This is a genomic window from Azoarcus sp. PA01, assembly GCA_001274695.2.
GTDB lineage: Bacteria > Pseudomonadota > Gammaproteobacteria > Burkholderiales > Rhodocyclaceae > Aromatoleum.
In genome coordinates, this window is the sequence record LARU01000002.1 from 944,611 (window position 1) to 961,755 (window position 17,145).

Annotated in this window: 15 protein-coding genes and 2 riboswitches; of the genes, 9 read left to right on the top strand and 6 right to left on the bottom strand. The window is 67.8% G+C overall.

Annotation, left to right across the window (positions count from 1 at the left end; translation table 11 throughout):
* The first annotated feature begins 80 nt into the window (after positions 1–80).
* Complete coding sequence (locus PA01_05450; protein KON81130.1) at positions 81–671, top strand: hemerythrin domain-containing protein; 591 nt, start codon at positions 81–83, stop codon at positions 669–671.
* A 99-nt stretch (positions 672–770) separates the two neighbouring features.
* Here the strand turns inward: PA01_05450 and PA01_05455 are convergent, their stop codons facing one another.
* On the bottom strand, positions 771–1,316 hold the full coding sequence (locus tag PA01_05455) for a hypothetical protein (protein KON81131.1): 546 nt from the start codon (positions 1,314–1,316) through the stop codon (positions 771–773).
* Between the two features lie 19 nt (positions 1,317–1,335).
* The gene (locus PA01_05460) at positions 1,336–2,505 is read right to left on the bottom strand and encodes a glutathione-dependent formaldehyde dehydrogenase (protein ID KON81132.1); all 1,170 of its coding nucleotides are present in this window, start codon (positions 2,503–2,505) and stop codon (positions 1,336–1,338) included.
* A gap of 211 nt (positions 2,506–2,716) precedes the next feature.
* Between PA01_05460 and PA01_05465 the strand changes: the two genes are divergently transcribed.
* Positions 2,717–3,670: a YihY/virulence factor BrkB family protein gene (locus tag PA01_05465; GenBank protein KON81133.1), complete on the top strand. Its 954-nt coding sequence runs from the start codon at positions 2,717–2,719 to the stop codon at positions 3,668–3,670.
* A gap of 119 nt (positions 3,671–3,789) precedes the next feature.
* Here the strand turns inward: PA01_05465 and PA01_05470 are convergent, their stop codons facing one another.
* A complete protein-coding gene (locus tag PA01_05470) occupies positions 3,790–4,986 on the bottom strand; it encodes a hypothetical protein (GenBank protein KON82327.2) in 1,197 nt (398 codons plus the stop codon).
* Between the two features lie 188 nt (positions 4,987–5,174).
* The gene (locus tag PA01_05475) at positions 5,175–6,188 is read right to left on the bottom strand and encodes a carbonic anhydrase family protein (GenBank protein KAI5913042.1); all 1,014 of its coding nucleotides are present in this window, start codon (positions 6,186–6,188) and stop codon (positions 5,175–5,177) included.
* Between the two features lie 158 nt (positions 6,189–6,346).
* Here PA01_05475 and PA01_05480 point away from each other — a divergent pair, with 158 nt between their 5' ends.
* Together PA01_05480 and PA01_05485 are read left to right on the top strand one after the other, a co-directional pair.
* Positions 6,347–7,222 carry a site-specific integrase gene (locus PA01_05480; protein ID KON81134.1) on the top strand — a complete coding sequence of 292 codons (876 nt, stop codon included), beginning with the start codon at positions 6,347–6,349 and terminating at the stop codon, positions 7,220–7,222.
* Between the two features lie 7 nt (positions 7,223–7,229).
* A complete protein-coding gene (locus PA01_05485; GenBank protein KON81135.1) occupies positions 7,230–8,396 on the top strand; it encodes an IS91 family transposase in 1,167 nt (388 codons plus the stop codon).
* Positions 8,397–8,740: 344 nt separating this feature from the next.
* On the opposite strand, the gene PA01_05490 is transcribed toward PA01_05485, so the two are convergent.
* A complete protein-coding gene (locus PA01_05490; GenBank protein ID KON81136.1) occupies positions 8,741–9,139 on the bottom strand; it encodes a hypothetical protein in 399 nt (132 codons plus the stop codon).
* 163 nt (positions 9,140–9,302) lie between these two features.
* Positions 9,303–9,478, top strand: a riboswitch (yybP-ykoY riboswitch).
* A gap of 6 nt (positions 9,479–9,484) precedes the next feature.
* Between PA01_05490 and PA01_05495 the strand changes: the two genes are divergently transcribed.
* The 5 genes from PA01_05495 (at position 9,485) to PA01_05520 (ending at position 14,778) form a co-directional block, all read left to right on the top strand.
* Positions 9,485–10,063 (top strand): TMEM165/GDT1 family protein, encoded by a 579-nt coding sequence (locus PA01_05495; protein ID KON81137.1) that lies wholly within the window; start codon positions 9,485–9,487, stop codon positions 10,061–10,063.
* 86 nt (positions 10,064–10,149) lie between these two features.
* A riboswitch (TPP riboswitch) is annotated at positions 10,150–10,251 on the top strand.
* Between the two features lie 45 nt (positions 10,252–10,296).
* Entirely contained in the window at positions 10,297–11,142 is an 846-nt protein-coding gene (thiD, locus tag PA01_05500) for a bifunctional hydroxymethylpyrimidine kinase/phosphomethylpyrimidine kinase (GenBank protein KON81138.1), read from the top strand.
* Between the two features lie 62 nt (positions 11,143–11,204).
* Positions 11,205–13,121, top strand: a complete 1,917-nt coding sequence (thiC, locus tag PA01_05505) for a phosphomethylpyrimidine synthase ThiC (GenBank protein KON81139.1) — start codon at positions 11,205–11,207, stop codon at positions 13,119–13,121.
* A gap of 780 nt (positions 13,122–13,901) precedes the next feature.
* A complete protein-coding gene (locus tag PA01_05515; GenBank protein KON81141.1) occupies positions 13,902–14,435 on the top strand; it encodes a DUF2478 domain-containing protein in 534 nt (177 codons plus the stop codon).
* Between the two features lie 88 nt (positions 14,436–14,523).
* Positions 14,524–14,778 carry a YkgJ family cysteine cluster protein gene (locus tag PA01_05520; GenBank protein ID KON82328.1) on the top strand — a complete coding sequence of 85 codons (255 nt, stop codon included), beginning with the start codon at positions 14,524–14,526 and terminating at the stop codon, positions 14,776–14,778.
* An 88-nt stretch (positions 14,779–14,866) separates the two neighbouring features.
* Here the strand turns inward: PA01_05520 and PA01_05525 are convergent, their stop codons facing one another.
* Positions 14,867–17,065: a PhoX family phosphatase gene (locus tag PA01_05525; protein ID KON81142.1), complete on the bottom strand. Its 2,199-nt coding sequence runs from the start codon at positions 17,063–17,065 to the stop codon at positions 14,867–14,869.
* Positions 17,066–17,145 lie beyond the last annotated feature (80 nt).

A 17,145-nucleotide genomic window follows, 5' to 3' on the forward strand; every position in this document is an offset into this window, starting at 1 on the left:
GCTGCGGCGCGCGGATCCCGGCGCGGGAACGGCGCTTGCTGTCCTCCACTGCAGCCCTAACTCTTGACGGAGGCCAATCCATGAACCCGCTGATGCGCAAACTCTCGCCGAGTGCGACGCACATGATCCGTACCGACCACTCGCACGTGCTGTCGGTCTTCCATCAGTACGAAACCGACACTTCGCCGCAGACGAAGAAAGCGCTCGTGAACAGCGCGTGCCTGTCGCTCGAGATCCACGCCCAGCTCGAGGAAGAAATCCTTTACCCGGCAATGCGGCAGGCGATGGCCGAAAGCGCGACGGTGGACAAGTCCGTCGGCGAGCACGAGGAAATGCGGCGCCTGATCACGCAGCTGCGCGGCATGGAGCCGACCGACCCGCAATACGACGAGACTTTCATGAGCCTGATGCGTGATGTGCTGCACCACGCCGCCGAGGAAGAGACGATCATGCTGCCGAAAGCCGAACGCCTGCTCGGCAACCGGCTCAGCGAACTCGGCGCGGAAATGATGAAGCGCCGGCTCGAACTGTCCGCGCCGCACGCGGGCGAGATCGCGATGAACGGCGTGCGCACGATGCACACCGGCACGCTGGTAATGACGACCGGTGCGGCGGTCGCCGGCGCGTACCTCCTCAAGAAAGTGTTCGAGCGCGGTCACCATCACGCGTGACGGGCCACGGCGGCGCGTCACTGCCCGCCGTCGCTGCCGCAAACCCCGAAGGCCGCGGACTGTGACAGCGCCGCGGCCTTCGTCGTTCACATCCTGCTGTTACGGGCGCAGCGCCACCGGCGGCCACGGCGCGAGCAGCGCCGGCGTCGCCATGTCGGGCGGCATCTCGAAGTCCTTGCGCGCCGCGCCGCGCATCGCGACCGGCGGCAGCGGCAGACCGCGCCGGTCGTGGTAGTCGCGGACCGGCGGCCGCCCTCGCCGCTCGATGCGGTCGAGTGCGTTCGCGCACCCTGCGTCGAGCGCGGCGACCGTGGCGACCGTACCAAGCAGCACGCGCGACGCGGGACGCCGGACATTGCGCACGTTGCCGAGCGCCGCGAAATCGAATGCGTCGCCGGCGACGCGCACCCACATCCACGGTCCGGGCCGGCGCGCGGCAAGGATGCCGATGCCGGTGACGATCTCGCGCACGCCGCACGCGCGGACGAAGCGCTCGCTGCCGCGCATCCCGGCTACGCCCGCAACGAGCCGCGGCATCAGCACCTCGACGACGCCGAGCCCGATGCTGAACCAGCCGAGGCCGCGGGCGGCGGCGCGAATGCGGCGGTGACGGGCCGAAGTTCTCGTGAAGGCAGTCGCACTCATCGCTGATCTCCTCAGGGCTTCAGGGCTTCAGGACGACCTTGATGCAGCCGTCCTTCTTGTCGCGAAACGTCTTGTACAGTTCCGGCCCGTCCTCGAGCGCGGCAACGTGCGTGACGACGAAAGTCGGGTCGATCTGCCCTTCCTCGATGCGGCGCAGCAGATCGGCCGTCCAGCGATTGACGTGGGTCTGGCCGGTGCGCAGCGTCAGCCCCTTGTTCATCAGCGCGCCGAACGGCAGCTTGTCGATCAGCCCGCCATACACGCCCGGCACCGACAGCGTGCCGGCCGGGCGGCACACGTAGATCATCTCGCGCAGCACATGCGGCCGGTCGGTTTCGAGCATGATCGCCTGCTTCGCGCGGTCGTACAGCGAGTCGAGCGACTGCGTCGCGTGGGCTTCCATGCCGACCGCGTCGATGCACTTCTCCGGCCCCTTGCCGCCGGTCAGCTCGCTGAGCCGCTCGACGACGCTCTCGTCGTCGCAGTTGATCGTCGTCGCCCCCCCGGCCTGCGCCATGCCGAGGCGTTCGGGGACGCGGTCGATCGCGATGACCTGCGTCGCGCCGAGCAGCACCGCGCTGCGGATCGCGAACTGCCCGACCGGCCCCGCGCCCCAGATCGCGACCGTGTCGGTCGGCTGGATGTCGCATTGCACCGCCGCCTGCCAGCCGGTCGGCAGGATGTCGCCGAGGAACAGCACCTGGTCGTCGGAAAGTCCGCTCGTGATCTTCACCGGCGCGACGTCGGCGTACGGCACGCGCACGTATTCGGCCTGCCCGCCCGCATAACCGCCGGTCAGGTGGGTGTAGCCGAAAAGCCCCGCGGTCGAATGTCCGAACGTCTTGTCGGCGAGCGCCTTGTTGCGGTTGCTGCGTTCGCAGACGGAAAAGTTGCCGCGGCGGCACTGCTCGCATTCGCCGCAGCAGATCGTGAAGGGCACGACAACGCGATCGCCGACCTTGAGGCGGTGGTCCGCCGCGCCGACCTCGACGACTTCGCCCATGAACTCGTGGCCGAGGATGTCCCCGGACTCCATGCCCATCATGAAGCCGTCGTAAAGATGAAGATCCGAACCGCAGATCGCGCAGCTCGTCACCTTGACGATCGCATCGCGCGGATCCTCGATGCGGGGGTCGGGAACGGTGTCGCAGCGAACGTCCTTCTTGCCATGCCAGCAAAGTGCTTTCATCGGTGGCTCCTTCGATTCCCGGTATGTTTTTCTTCGGGGCAACGTCGCCTCGGCGACGACCGGCGTCTCGCGCGAGCGCAGCAAGCCTCATTCCTGTCTTGGCCTTGAGTGCAGCGGTCCGGCACGCGGAAAAAGCGGGTCGAGGACAGTGAAAAGCGGGTGCGGAGCGCAAAATGCTTCAGTGCATGAGTCCCGGCGCGAGGAGCTGTCCATGAAGAAAGTACTCGGCTACTGGTTCGGCGTGCTGCGCCGCGCGGTGAATTACTGGCTCGACAGCGACGCGTTCATCCACGCCGCAGCGCTCGCGTTCTTCACCGTGTTCTCGGTTGCCCCGGTCGTCATCATCGTCGTCAGCATCGTCGGCGCGGTGCTCGGCGAGGACGCCGCGCGCGGCCAGATCGCCACGCAGCTCGAACAGGCGATCGGCCCGGAAGCCGCCGAAGCGGTGCAGACCGCCGTCGCAAGCAGCCGGCTCGAAGCCAGCGGCCTGTTGCCGACGCTCGTCGGCATCGGCGCGATGCTGTTTGGTGCGACGACCGTGTTCGCGCAGATGCAGCGCTCGCTGAACGCGATCTGGGGAGTGATGGCGAAACCGTCGCGCAGCAGCGTCTTCCTGCTCGTCAAGGCGCGCCTGCTGTCGCTGATGGTGGTGCTGGCGATCGGCTTCGTGCTGCTGGTATCGCTGCTGCTGAGCGTGATCCTGAACTCGATCATCGCCTTCGCGAGCGACTGGCTCCCGGTGCCGGCGCCATTGCTCGCCGGCGTCGAGATGTTGGTGTCGCTCGCAGTCGTCACGCTGCTGTTCGGGACGATCTTCCGCGTGTTGCCGGACGTGATCCTGCGCTGGAAGGACGTCGCGCTCGGCGCCTTCGTCACGGCGGCGCTGTTCACGTTCGGCCGGTCGCTGATTGCGCTGTATCTGGCGAAGACGGCACCGGCTTCGACGTACGGCGCCGCGGGCTCGCTGGTGCTGCTGCTGTTATGGGTGAACTATTCGTCGCTGATCCTGCTGTTCGGCGCGGCGTTCACGCGCGCGCACCGCGAATGCCGCGGACTGCCGGTCCGGCCGCGCCATTCGGCGGTGCTGGTGCATACCGAAGTGGTCGAGGAAAAAGTTTCCGACCTCGAAGGCCGACCGCCGCCGCAACCGCCGTCGTCGGCGTGAGGACGGAACCGTCGGCAAAAGGTGCCGGCGATGCAAAATGAGAAGCGAACAGCACCCAGCGCTGGCGCGGAAGAACCGGCGCGAGCGCTGCGATCCCCGCGCTCCGCACGGACGGGGATTCACTGTTCGGCAGGCTTCAGCGCGATTTCGAAATCCCGGCCCGGATCGAGCGACAGCACGAGCGCGGCGAAGCGCAGCCGCGCTGCCTCGCGCGACGCTGCGCTCCAGCCCGAACCTTCGGTCATGAAAGGCCCTTCCGGGTGGAAATTCCACTGCGTCGGCCCGACGATCGAGTACTCGGCGACACACCCGTCGTCAAGCCGCACGGCGTGCAGCACCAGGCCCCGCGCAGTCTCGACCCACGCGAGTCCTGCCCGCTCGCCGAGCGGTGCCGCGTCGAGCAGCATCGGCATGTCGTCCGCGAGCGGGTGACGCAGACGGCTCGCACAATCCGCCAGGTCGATGACGCGCGCAAACAGGCGTGCGGCGATGCGGTGGCCTTTCTTCAGCAGGATGCGCACGAGCATCGAGCCGGCATGGCGCGCGAGCACGCCGGTTTCATGCGCCTGCCCGTGCAGCGACGGCGTGCGACAGAACTGCGGCGAAGGGAGCCCGCCGAGCGTCTCGCCCCACGCCTGCGCCGACAGCAACGGCAGAAGCGGCACGGCTTCGTGCTCTGCGGTCGATGGGCCGATTTCGATCAGGTCGGCGAGCGCCTCGCCGATCGTGCCGCCTTGTCGGGCACGCTCGACCAACTCGCGCAACGCCGTCGGCTCGCGCGTCGCGCGGAAGAAGCCCCCGAGCAGTTCGACCGCGACCAGATCGAGCAGATCGCCGCCGAGTTCGTAAGCTGCCCGCGCGTCGCCGATCTGCGCGAGTCCGTGGTGCAACACGGCGAAGCGCTCGCGTCGCGGCGCGTGGCCGAACAGCACCGGCCAGTCGAGCATCAGCCGCGACAGATGCTCCTGCGCGGTTTCCGCGGCGATCGTGCGCTCCTCGGCGCGCGCTTCGCTGCGCCCCGCCCCTTCGGCACCGGCGCCGGCAAAGGCCGCGACCGCCGCAATCGTCTGCGCCCGAGGAGCCGTTGCGCACAGCCCGGGGAGCCGCCCGAGCGCTTCCGCGACCGTGCAGCCGACGAGCGGCTGCGTATCCGGCAGGCAGGAATCGAGGAGGGCCGGCGCGGTGACGCGCTCGCCATCCCAGCGCGCCTCGATGTGCAGCGGCTCGCGCGGCGCGCGCCGCTCCCGAACTCGTTGTCCGGCCGCCGCCGCGGCAATTCCGACACTGCGAGCTCCCGCTACCACCCCTTCGAACATGACCCCTCCTTGCCCCGGTGTCCGCGATCCGCGTTCCGTCGTCATTGTGATTCGCTCACGAGATTCGCTCACTAGAGGCGGCGGCTGCGGCGGGAAGTCATGATAGGCGCCCAGGTGGCGCGGGGAAAGTCCGGAGCCGCAATCGAAGTGCGGCATCCGGAGCGAAGGGGGCGCTGCAAAGCGCCGCTTCAGCGCGACTCGAGCACCAGGCGGCCGTTGAGCGGCTGGATCGGCCGTCCGTTGCGTGGATAAAGACGCGCGAAGACGCGCACCTGCTCCGCCGATATCTTCACCGGCTCCTTCATGACTGCCCACACGACGCCTTCGGTGCAAGGCGGCGTGACCAGCGATCCGGCGTACAGGTAGTGGGCGGGACTGGCCGGCAGGAGGCTGGCGAGCTCGATCGGCGACGCCGGTGCGTAGCTGCTGCCGCGCTCCAGGGGCAGGCTGTTCCACAGTGCCTGAATCAGCGGATGTTCGCCAGCGGCGCCTTCGAGCAGCACCGCGACAACGGCGGTGCGTCCGGCCGCGTCGCGATGATGGAAATGCACTGCCATGTCGGACGCCTGCCCGCCCACGCGTGCGAGTGATGGACGGTGGAACTCGAGATGCTCGAGTTCATATCGCCGGCCACGGATCTCGACGCCCATGCCTTCGCCGACCCGCACTTCGAGCGTGCGCCCCGTGTCGGTGATGTGAAACTGCGTCTCCCGGTAATCGAAACGCAGCGCCTCGAGATCGACGGCGACGCCGCCGCCCAGCTCGATCGGCGACTGGCGCCGACCGTCGGCACACAGCGACCAGTCCGCCCGCAGCCTGCCCCAGTGCTCCGGGCCCGTCGCGCCTTCGTAGCTCCAGGCCGCATCGCTCGCGACGGGAACCCCGGCGGCTGGCAGAGTCTTCGGGAGCGCTGGCCGCGAAGCCTGCGCCGCACGCAACTCCGCCACCGTTACCGGCACGGGTTCCGGCACGGGTTCCGGCTCTGGTTCGGGCTCTGGCTTCACTTTCGGTTTCGCTTCGGGCAGGGGTGCAGTCGAAGCGACGGGGGCACGTACCGTTGAGGACGGCGCTTTCGGTGGCGGTTCCGCAGGCGCCTGCAGGGCGACCGCTGCGAGCCTGACCGGGGAGCCGATCGTCGAATCGTCGATCACGGCCGCCGTCGCGGCGACGACATCGTGCGCAACTTTTTGCAGGTCGCGCACCGACGCGGGCCGACAGATTTCCTGCCAGGGACTAAACCGCTCGCGCGGTAGGGCGTGCTGAACCGCTTCGGATGGTCAGGACGTCGCGGGTGTGCATCGGCAGTGCTCTGCCATGTTGGAAATGAGGCGATCCGCCTCGTTTTCGACAGGAGCAAGCCATGGAAACCCAGAAGCCGAGCATCAGTCCGTTGCGCCAACGCATGATCGAGGACATGCGGATGCGCAAACTGGGCGATCGAACCCAGGAAGGGTACGTGCGCGCCGTACGCTACTTCGCGAAGTATCTTGGGCGCTCCCCCGATACCGCGACCGTCGAGGATCTGCGGAACTACCAGCTGTACCTGGTGGATCACGGGACGTCGCCCACGTCGCTCAACGCGGCAATCTGCGGCTTGAAGTTCTTCTTCACCGTCACGCTCGACCGTCCCGAGCTGATGGCCAAGATGCAGCCGGTGCATCTGCCGCGCAAGCTGCCGGTGATCCTGAGTCCGGACGAGGTGAAGCGCCTGATCGCTGCGGCCGGCAACCTGAAACACCAAACCGCCCTGGCACTGGCCTATGCGACGGGCCTGCGCATCAGCGAAGTCGTGTCCCTGAAGGTCGCCGACATCGACAGCCAGCGCATGACGCTGCGGGTTGAACAAGGCAAGGGCCAGAAGGATCGCTATGCGATGCTTTCGCCGTTGCTGCTGCAACGGCTGCGCGTGTGGTGGCGAGTGGCCCATGCGCAGGGCAAGATGCTCGATGGCGGCTGGCTGTTCCCTGGTCAGGATCCGGTCCGACACCTCAGCGCCCGGCAACTCGACCGCGCCATCCACGCAGCCGCCGACGAAGCCGGCATCGACAAGCGGGTATCGATGCACTCGCTGCGCCATGCCTTTGCCACCCACCTGCTGGAGCAGAAGGTCGACATCCGCCTGATCCAGGTCCTGCTCGGGCACAAGAAGCTGGAAACCACCGCCCTGTATGCCCAGGTCGCCACCGACATCCTGCGCGAGATCGTCAGCCCGTTGGAGAAGCTGAACTCGCCGTAGCGCCGCCATGGGGCGGCCTGCCCTGGAGGTCGCCGACATCTTCCGCACCCATGGCCCCGCGTGGCGAACAAAGCAGTCAGGCCACCTGAGCCTCGGTCAGCTCAAGGTCATGTCGGCCATCGAACAGTGCCGTACCGCGGCGCTGGGCGGACACGCATTGCGTTGCAATGCCTGCGGGCATGAGGAGATCAGCTACAACTCCTGCCGCAATCGACATTGCCCCAAGTGCCAGGCGCGTGCCGCGCAGCGCTGGCTCGAGGCCCGACAGGCCGATCTGCTGCCCGTCGAGTACTACCACGTCGTCTTCACGCTGCCCGAACCGATCAGCACCATCGCCTACACCAACAAGGCGGTGATCTACCGGCTGTTGTTCGACGTCGCAGCGGAAACGCTGACGACCATCGCCGCCGATCCGAAACACCTCGGCGCCCAGATCGGCGCCACCCTGGTCCTGCACACCTGGGGTTCGGCATTGACGCATCATCCCCACGTGCATGGCATCGTCCCCGGCGGTGGAATTTCTCCAGACGGCAAACGCTGGGTCGCTTGCCGGCGCGGGTTCTTCCTGCCGGTGCGCGTGCTGTCGCGTCTGTTCCGTCGGCGCTTCATCGAGGAACTCGAGAAGCTCTATCGCGCCGGCCAGCTGCAATTCTTCGGCGAGCACGAGCCCCTGGCCGATGCCGGCGCGTTCGGCCAGTGGTTGGTGCCGCTGCGCAGGTGCGAGTGGGTGGTGTATGCCAAGCGTCCGTTCGCCGGTCCCGAGGCCGTATTGGCCTATCTCTCCCGCTACACCCACCGGGTGGCCATCTCGAACCGCCGATTGGTGGCGATGGATGAGCACGGCGTGTCCTTCCGCTGGAAGGACTACCGCGCCAAGGGGCGTACCCGCCACAAGACGATGACGCTCGCCGCCGATGAGTTCATGCGGCGCTTCCTGCTGCATGTGTTGCCAACGGGTTTCCACCGCATCCGTCACTACGGACTGCTGGCCAATGCCGGGCGACTGCAGAATCTGGCGAGGGCGCGTACCTTGCTCGATGTGCCTCGACCCGAACCGGTCGACAACGAAAGCGCCGTCACGCCACCGCCGACCTTCGTCTGTCGCTGCTGCGGCGCCGCCATGCTGGTCGTCGAGATCCTTATGCGTCGACAGCCGATTCGCGCTCCACCATGATCCACCGCCTGCAGTTCTCTCGTCACACGACAGCATCGGCACCCGAATTCCCGGCGCCGACAGCGGCCGGCTGTTGCTCGATGCCGTATCGCCAGCATTCGCCGCTTCCGGCACGCGCGATCGTGGCGCCAATGACCGCCCTCGGTGCCGAGCTGCGCGTCGCCGACGGTTCGATGCGCCAATCATCGGTCATCCCGGGAACAGCGACTGACTTCAAATCCCCATAGGTCGCGCCCTGCCCAAACCGCGCGGCAGCATTCCGCGGTTTCGTCCCTGGAGGTTTATTCAACGTCTGCCCGCAGGCGCTCTCGCGTCATCCAGCCTCGTCACGTGGAGGGCAGACGTCAAACAAACCTAAACCACAACCGCTCATCGACGCTGTTGCGCGCTGCCGATATCGGCCGCTGGTCGAGCACCGCTTCTTCGCGCAGCACGAACTGGCGCGCATCGAGGTACACGCGCTTGACGGTCTGGAAGCTGCGGTTGTGGCAATCGAAGCGGTTCAGCGCTTTCACCACGGCATAGCCTTCCGCAGCCGAGCGTTCCGGTGACAGCACGATCCGTCCCCACGCGACCTTGCTGCCGGCATCGGACGCCATGACGCTGGAACGGTCGACCTCGACCTGGCGCTCGCGGTCCCTGACGACGACCTCCCACTGGCCGGCGAGCGCGGCAAAGCTGACGAATGCCGGCGCGACGAGCAGGCAGCGGTGCAGGTGGGGCAGCGGGAATTTCATCGTCATCAGGAAGGCCGGGAGGTGTTACGGTCTTCGGCCGGGTTCGGGATATCTTTAGCGACAACCGGCTGCGATTCGTGAACGGGTGAAGAGTCCGCGGAGCCGGCGGCGATCCGTTTCGGCTTGCGCTTCGAATGCCTGTCTTCCCATCGACGCACCACGTCGGTAGAATTCGCGCCGTCATCAGGGAGTAGCCGCCCGCGCCTTCGCGGGGACCACGTCAACAGACTTGCCCGTCGGGCATGGCGTGGCCAGCCTTCGGGCCTGGCGAGACTTTTGGCTGCATGCCTTCCGATTTTTCGGGCCCGGGAGGCGTGCAGTCATCGGTCATCAGCCGGCCCGGAGAACCTGATGATTTTTCCTTCCGAAGCTTTCCTGATGTCCTCGGGCATCGTCGCGCTCGCCGAGATCGGCGACAAGACCCAGCTGCTCGCCTTCATGCTCGCGGCGCGCTTCCGTCGCCCGTGGCCGATCGTCGCCGGCATCCTGATCGCGACTGTCGCGAACCATATGTTCGCCGGCGCCGTCGGCACGTGGATCACGACGCTGCTCGGGCCGGAGCTGCTGCGCTGGGTGCTCGGCGCGTCTTTCCTCGCGATGGCGGTGTGGATCCTGGTCCCGGACAAGCTCGACGACGACGATCTCGCCACGCCGAAGCTCGGCGTGCTCGCGACGACGATCGTCGCGTTCTTCCTCGCCGAGATGGGCGACAAGACGCAGATCGCGACGGTCGCGCTCGCTGCGCAGTACGGCGCCTTCGCTGCAGTCGTCGCCGGCACGACCTTCGGCATGATGGTCGCGAACGTGCCGGCGGTCGTCGCCGGCGACCGCTTCGCGAACCGGTTGCCGATCCGCCTGATCCACGGCATCGCGGCGGCATTGTTCGCAGTGCTCGGCGTCGCCGCGCTCGCGGGCTTCGGCGGCGGGTGATTCCATCAGGCGTGCATGAGGAAATGAACGGTTTCGATCGCGACGCTAAAAATCCTTGCCGAAGCCCGTGGCGTCCGGTAACGTTCGCAGCTCGTTGGGGGTGCCCGTGCGGCTTTCGCACGCGCTGAGAAAAACCCTTTGAACCTGATCCGGATCGCACCGGCGTAGGGAAACGCTTTCATGCAGACCTGTTCACCACCGCTCCAGCGATTCTCCCGCACGGGACTGCGCGCATGACGCGCCCGCCTCCTAACGTCGTCTCGATCGCCGGCGTCGACCCGAGCGGCGGCGCCGGCGTGCTCGCCGACATCAAGACTTTCTCCGCGCTCGGCGCGTACGGCTGCGGCATCGTCGCCGCGCTGACCGCGCAGAACACGCAGGCCGTCACCGGCGTGCATACGCCGCCGGTCGCGTTCCTGCGCCTGCAGATCGACACGCTGTTCGCCGACGTCAGGCTCGCCGCAGTCAAGCTCGGCATGCTCGGGACCGCCGAAGTCGTCGCCACCGTCGCCGAGCGGCTCGCTCATTTCGGTGCACCGTTCGTCATCTGCGACCCGGTGATGGTCGCGAAGAGCGGCGATCACCTGCTCGCGAAGAACGCCGTCGCGATGCTGATCGAAGCGCTGCTGCCGCAAAGCTTCATGATCACGCCGAACCTCCCGGAAGCGGGCGTGCTGCTCGAACAGCGCGCGCCGGAATCGGTCAAGGAGATGTACCGCGCGGCGGAGCGGTTGCGCGACATGCTCCCGCTCTCAAGCGAGCGCTGGGTGCTGCTCAAAGGCGGCCACCTGCCCGGCGCCGAAGTCGTCGACCTGCTGTTCGACGGCGACCGGATGATCGAGCTGCCCTCGCCGCGCCTCGACACGAAGAACACGCACGGCACCGGCTGTGCGCTGTCGTCGGCGATTGCCGCGCTGCTGCCACAGCACGCCGGCAGCCTGCGTCCGGTCGAAGCTGCGGTGCGCGACGCGCGCCATTATCTGCTGCGCGCGATCGCGTCGGCCGACGCGCTCGCGGTCGGCCGCGGCCACGGCCCCGTGCACCATTTCCACGCCCTCCGGGCACGCCCGTCCGCCTAGCCTTCACTTCACATAACGAGACGCCGCCTGCGCGGCCCCTGCCCCCCAAAACGGAGAACACCATGAACGCCCACGACACTTTCATCGCCGCGAAAGCGCATGTCGACGAGGCCGCGGTCGCGCCGCTCCCGAACTCGCGCAAAATCCACGTCGCAGGCTCGCGCCCCGACCTCCGCGTGCCGATGCGCGAAATCTCGCAAGCCGACACGCCCGCGTCGATGGGCGCCGAGCCGAATCCGCCGATCTTCGTCTACGACTGTTCCGGCCCGTACACCGACCCCACGGCGAAAATCGACATCCGCTCCGGCCTGCCGGCGTTGCGTAGCCGATGGATCGACGAGCGCGGCGACACTGAAGTGCTCGCCGACCTGTCGTCCGAGTTCGGCCGCGCCCGCGCTGCGGACAAGGCGCTCGACGAGCTGCGCTTCCCCGGCCTGCACCGCCATCCGCGCCGCGCGAAGGCGGGCGCCAACGTCAGCCAGATGCACTACGCGCGGCGCGGCGTGATCACGCCCGAGATGGAATACGTCGCGATCCGCGAGAACATGAACCGCCGCGCCTACGTCGAATCGCTGCGCGCTGCCGGGCCGACCGGCGAGAAGATGGCGAAGCTCCTGACCCGCCAGCATCCCGGCCAGTCGTTCGGCGCGTCGATTCCCGAGGAAATCACTCCCGAGTTCGTGCGTAGTGAGGTCGCGCGCGGGCGCGCGATCATCCCGAACAACATCAACCACCCGGAAAGCGAACCGATGATCATCGGCCGCAACTTCCTCGTGAAGATCAACGCGAACATCGGCAATTCGGCGCTCGGCTCGTCGATCAGCGAGGAAGTCGACAAGATGACGTGGGCGATCCGCTGGGGCGGCGACACGGTCATGGATCTGTCGACCGGCAAGAACATCCACGAGACGCGCGAGTGGATCATCCGCAACTCGCCGGTGCCGATCGGCACGGTGCCGATCTACCAGGCGCTCGAAAAAGTCGACGGCAAGGCTGAAGAGCTGACCTGGGAAATCTTCCGCGACACGCTGATCGAGCAGGCCGAGCAGGGCGTCGACTACTTCACGATCCATGCAGGCGTGCTGCTGCGCTACGTGCCGATGACCGCGAACCGCATGACCGGCATCGTGTCGCGCGGCGGCTCGATCATGGCAAAGTGGTGTCTCGCGCACCACAAGGAGAGCTTCCTCTACACGCATTTCGAGGACATCTGCGACATCATGAAGGCCTATGACGTCGCATTCAGCCTCGGCGACGGCCTGCGTCCCGGCTCGATTTTTGATGCAAACGACGACGCGCAGCTCGGCGAGCTGAAGACGCTCGGCGAACTCACCGACATCGCGTGGCGCCACGACGTGCAGACGATCATCGAAGGTCCGGGCCACGTGCCGATGCACCTGATCAAGGAGAACATGGATCTCCAGCTCGAGCATTGCAAGGAAGCGCCGTTCTACACGCTCGGGCCGCTGACGACCGACATCGCGCCCGGCTACGACCACATCACGAGCGGCATCGGCGCGGCGCAGATCGGCTGGTACGGCACCGCGATGCTGTGCTACGTGACGCCGAAAGAGCACCTCGGCCTGCCGAACAAGCAGGACGTCAAGGAAGGGATCATCACGTACAAGCTCGCCGCGCACGCCGCCGACCTCGCGAAAGGCCACCCCGGCGCGCAGATCCGCGACAACGCGCTCTCCAAGGCGCGCTTCGAGTTCCGCTGGGAAGACCAGTTCAACCTCGGCCTCGACCCGGACAAGGCGAAGGAATTCCACGACGAGACGCTGCCGAAGGACTCGGCGAAAGTCGCGCACTTCTGCTCGATGTGCGGGCCGCACTTCTGCTCGATGAAGATCACGCAAGACGTGCGCGACTTCGCCGCGCAGGAAGGCATCAAGGAAGACGAGGCGCTCGCGAAAGGGATGGAAGTGAAGGCGGTCGAGTTCGTCAAGAGCGGTGCCGAAGTGTATCGGCAGGTGTAAGGCTTCCAAGCTTTCGCTTCGTACCGGCAACCGCGGCCCGGAAATTACGCCTTCGGCTCGTCCGCCTACGCGGTCTCGATGAGCGAAGCGACGACCGGACCGGGACGCGGCTGGGGACCGGGACCGGGCTGAGGCGGTGGGTAGGGGTCCGGCCCGGGCTGCGGAACCGGGGTTGGCGGGCTCGGATCCGGTTCCGGCGTCGGTCCCGGGCCAGGCTGCGGATCGGGGTTCGGGTTCGGGTTCGGGTTCGGGTTCGGGTTCGGGTTCGGGTTCGGGTTCGGAGTCGGGTTCGGGTTCGGATACGGCTCCGGGTTGGGGGTCGGGTAAGGGCCGGGATGAGGAGACGGAGTGGGGTCCGGCGTCTTCCCCGGGACGGGGTCGCCGATCGACGACCGCAGGGCCATGAGGACCGGAGCCCTCAGGTCCGCCGGGAGTCCGACGGAACACAACCTTCGGCGCCGGAAACCCGCTGTCGAAATGCCGGTGGCGATGAGGCTGAAGCGGGTCGTAGTCGGAATGGCCATTTTTTGAACTCCGCATGAATGCGCCTTCAGGCGCGAGTGGGGGAAGCGGCGCCCCGCTTGCTATCAACGCCGGCGGGACCGTCGGCGATTCCCTGCAAACCGCACTCCCGCGATGCCTTCGGCGCGCGCCCCCGCATCGGGGAGCGTCGGCACCCCGTTAACGCGACTGCTTGTGGGCAAAAAATCCGCTCCGCGCTTCATCGCTGCGGCGCCGGATGAGACAATCGCACCCTCATCCCGCCAATCCGAGTCCGCCATGTCCTCCGATGCCCTGCCGATCGCCGCGATCCTCTACACCCCTGCCGATCACATCGAGCCGGTGCTGATCGAAGCCGCACGGCGGCTGGCACAACAGGGCGTGCGGCTCGGCGGCGTGCTGCAGCACGACATCCCGACGACGACCGAGGATCCGTGCGGCATGGAGCTCGAAGACCTGTCGGGCGGCGAACGGTTTGCACTGTCGCAGGATCTGGGCAGCGGTTCGGAGGCGTGCCGGCTCGATCCGGATGCGCTCGCGCATGCCGCGATGGCGGTGCGCAATGCGCTCGAACAGGGTGCGACGCTGGTGTTCATCAACAAGTTCGGCGCGCAGGAGGCCTGCGGCTCGGGCCTGCGCGCCGAGATGGCGATGGCGGTCGCGTCCGGCGTTCCCGTCGTCACTGCCGTCGGCGAGCGCTTCCTCGACGAATGGCAACGCTTCACCGGCGGCGGTTCGACGCTGCTCGCGCCCGACGTCGGGGCGATCCTCGAATGGTGGGACACCGTGCGCGACGCGGCGCAGCCGGCGTGACCCTGCGCGGTCGGAGTCGGGGACCACGATTGCAGCGCCCGCTTCGGCTGCGACGCCGGTGACGACCCGCGCTGGCGGCTCGCGCGCGATGCAATGCCGGCCAGGCTGCGGCGCGTGCTGCATCGCGCCGTCGATCTCGTCGCCGATTCCCGGAATGCCGAACGGCAAGGCGGCGGGGGTGCGGTGTGTTCAGCTCACTGCGACGAACCGTTGCGCGATATTCGGCCGACCGGAACGCCCGGCCTGCTGCGCCGGGCTCATGCCCGCCGCCGAGATGTGCGGACACTCCGGCGCGGAGGCGCTGCGCTGGCTCGCGAAACTGGAGGCGGCGACGAGCCCGTAGCGTCTCGCCGTCCGCGGCGCGCTTCTCCGGAAAAACGCGGCCTGCGCCGTGCTCCTTCCCGCTCGTCGCAGAAGAGCCGGTCGCCGCGTCAGATGCCGATCTGGCCACCGTCCTCGCGCGTGATCACGATCGTCGCCGAGCGCGGCCGCGCACGGCCGCCGTCCGGCCAGTGGCTGCCGAAGCGAGCTGTCGCATAGTCCGGCCGCGTGGCCTCGCCCGGGTGCTGGATGTTGATGAACAGCGCCCGTCCGTCCGGCGTCTCGGCGAGCCCGGTGATCTCGCACTCCTTCGGCCCGACGAGGAAGCGGCGCAGGTTCTCCTCGCCGAGCTGCGCGCCGACGTGCGTGTTGACGGCCATGCTCGAAACGCCGTCGCTGCTGACGATCGTGCGCGGCCCGCCGTCGCCGACCTTTCCCGGCACTGCGGCGAGCAGCATGCAGTTCGTGACGTCCGTGTAAGCACGGTCGTCGGTCTCGATCCACAGCACGCCGGTCGCCGGGCTGAACCACAGGCCGTCGGGGCTCGAGAAGTCGTTCGCGTCGGTCAGTCCGGAGATGTTCACCGCCTTCGCGTCCGCGCTCGCCCGCGCGCCGAACAGGAACACGTCCCACGTGAAGCGCGTCGCCCCCGCGTCGCCACCCGCTTCGGCGAAGCGGATGACATGACCGTTGGGATTGCCGCGCTGGTCCTGGCCGGTCGTCTTCCGGTCGTTGTAGAAGCGCGGATTCGCGGCATCGAGCTCGGCGAGCGGGCGGCTCGATGCGTTCGCGTTCGTCAGTGAAACATAGACTTCGCCATTCGCCGGATTCACCGCCGCCCACTCGGGCCGGTCCATTTTCGTCGCGCCGGCGGCATCCGCCGCGAGCTGCGCGTGGACGACGACGTCGGCCTGGTCGGCGAACGGATACGCAGCATTCGCCGCCGTGACGTTGCCGACGCCAAAGCGCAGCTCGATCCATTTGCCACTGCCGTCGGCATCGAAGCGCGCGACATAGAGCCGGCCGTCGTCGAGGTACTTGTCCCCCGCGACGAGCCCGCCGTCCGCATCCGCGGGGTTCCACGGCTGGTTCGACACGTACTTGTAGATGTACTCGTCGCGCGAATCGCAGCCCATGTACCACACGAGCGGCGCGCCCGCGCGCACCGGTCCGAGCCACGCGCCTTCGTGCGCGAAACGCCCCAGCGCGGTGCGCTTCTTCGGCGTCGAGGCCGGCGCGAACGGGTCGATCTCGACGACCCAGCCATACGTGTTCGCGGCGTTGCGATAGTCGTCGCTGCCGTAGGCGGATGCGCCGAGCTTCATCGCGTTCCAGCGGCCGTAGAGCTCGTCGGGCGTGTCCGGCGTCACCGTCGCCCACAGCTCGCGTCCGTTGCCGCGCACGCGGTAGCGCGCAAACGCGGCGAGCTCCTTCGCGCTGCGACGAGGGTCGTCGACCGCCGCGATGCGGCGGAAGTAGCCCGCCCAGTGCTCCTCGCACGTCAGGTACGTGCCCCACGGCGTGTGCCCGCTCGCGCAGTTGTTGACCGTGCCGCGCGTGCGGCTGCCGTCCGGCGCGTATTTCGTGACCAGGTAGCGCGTCTTCGCCGCCGGCCCGGCAAGCGCCATATCCGTCAAGGTGTGGATGCGGCGGTTGAAGCGCGAGCTGCGCTCGTAGCGCCATTTCCCGCCCCCTTCGACGGTCTCGACCGTCTCGACGATCGTGACGCCGTGCGCGTAGAACTCGCGCAGCACTTCGCCGGCGTCGGTGCGCACGCCGTCGGCAACGGTCCGGCCGCGCGGGTGCAGATATTCCGGCGTGATCGCTTCGTGGTTCATGCACAGCAGCCCGCGCCGCGACGCGCTCCGGAGGTGCCGGCCGTTTTCGCCGAGCCCGAAGTAATGCATGCCGTCGTGGTGATCGCCGGCGCGCAGCGCGAAACTCGCGGGGTCGTCCTCGCCGTTGTTCAGGTACTCGCCGACGCTCGCCGCGATCGGGTCGCCGACGCGAAACAGCACGCTGCAGCGGTAGCCGTCGGGCAGCACGACGGCATCGTCGAGGCTTTTTGCGACCGGCGTGAAACCGAGCCGCGGCGCGCGGCGACCGGCAGCGGCCGCCTCGGGGACGGCGGGCGCCGCGAAAGCGCTCGGCACGCCGGCTCCGGTCAGCGTCAGCGCCGCAGCGCCGAGCGTCCCGCCGAGCAGCTGGCGACGCGACAACCGCGCGTGCAGCACGGCTTCGAAGCGGGTGTTCCCGGAGGTGTTCGTCGATGCGTCGTCGCGGGACGGGGACAGGCGGGAGTCGGTCATCGTGGAATCCTCTGCAGCGTTTCGGGTGCGGGAGCCGCTCCCGCACGGTATCCGGCAATTGCTGGAGCTGCATGACAACG

Excerpts from the sequence above, each read along its gene's own strand:
- PA01_05480 (KON81134.1), top strand. The coding sequence starts at position 6,347 with ATGGAAACCCAGAAGCCGAGCATCAGTCCGTTGCGCCAACGCATGATC.
- PA01_05465 (KON81133.1), top strand. The coding sequence starts at position 2,717 with ATGAAGAAAGTACTCGGCTACTGGTTCGGCGTGCTGCGCCGCGCGGTG.
- PA01_05495 (KON81137.1), top strand. The coding sequence starts at position 9,485 with ATGATTTTTCCTTCCGAAGCTTTCCTGATGTCCTCGGGCATCGTCGCG.
- PA01_05515 (KON81141.1), top strand. The coding sequence starts at position 13,902 with ATGTCCTCCGATGCCCTGCCGATCGCCGCGATCCTCTACACCCCTGCC.
- PA01_05525 (KON81142.1), bottom strand. The coding sequence starts at position 17,065 with ATGACCGACTCCCGCCTGTCCCCGTCCCGCGACGACGCATCGACGAAC.
- PA01_05520 (KON82328.1), top strand. The coding sequence starts at position 14,524 with ATGCAATGCCGGCCAGGCTGCGGCGCGTGCTGCATCGCGCCGTCGATC.
- PA01_05490 (KON81136.1), bottom strand. The coding sequence starts at position 9,139 with ATGACGATGAAATTCCCGCTGCCCCACCTGCACCGCTGCCTGCTCGTC.
- PA01_05485 (KON81135.1), top strand. The coding sequence starts at position 7,230 with ATGGGGCGGCCTGCCCTGGAGGTCGCCGACATCTTCCGCACCCATGGC.
- PA01_05460 (KON81132.1), bottom strand. The coding sequence starts at position 2,505 with ATGAAAGCACTTTGCTGGCATGGCAAGAAGGACGTTCGCTGCGACACC.
- thiD (KON81138.1), top strand. The coding sequence starts at position 10,297 with ATGACGCGCCCGCCTCCTAACGTCGTCTCGATCGCCGGCGTCGACCCG.
- thiC (KON81139.1), top strand. The coding sequence starts at position 11,205 with ATGAACGCCCACGACACTTTCATCGCCGCGAAAGCGCATGTCGACGAG.
- PA01_05455 (KON81131.1), bottom strand. The coding sequence starts at position 1,316 with ATGAGTGCGACTGCCTTCACGAGAACTTCGGCCCGTCACCGCCGCATT.
- PA01_05450 (KON81130.1), top strand. The coding sequence starts at position 81 with ATGAACCCGCTGATGCGCAAACTCTCGCCGAGTGCGACGCACATGATC.
- PA01_05470 (KON82327.2), bottom strand. The coding sequence starts at position 4,986 with ATGTTCGAAGGGGTGGTAGCGGGAGCTCGCAGTGTCGGAATTGCCGCG.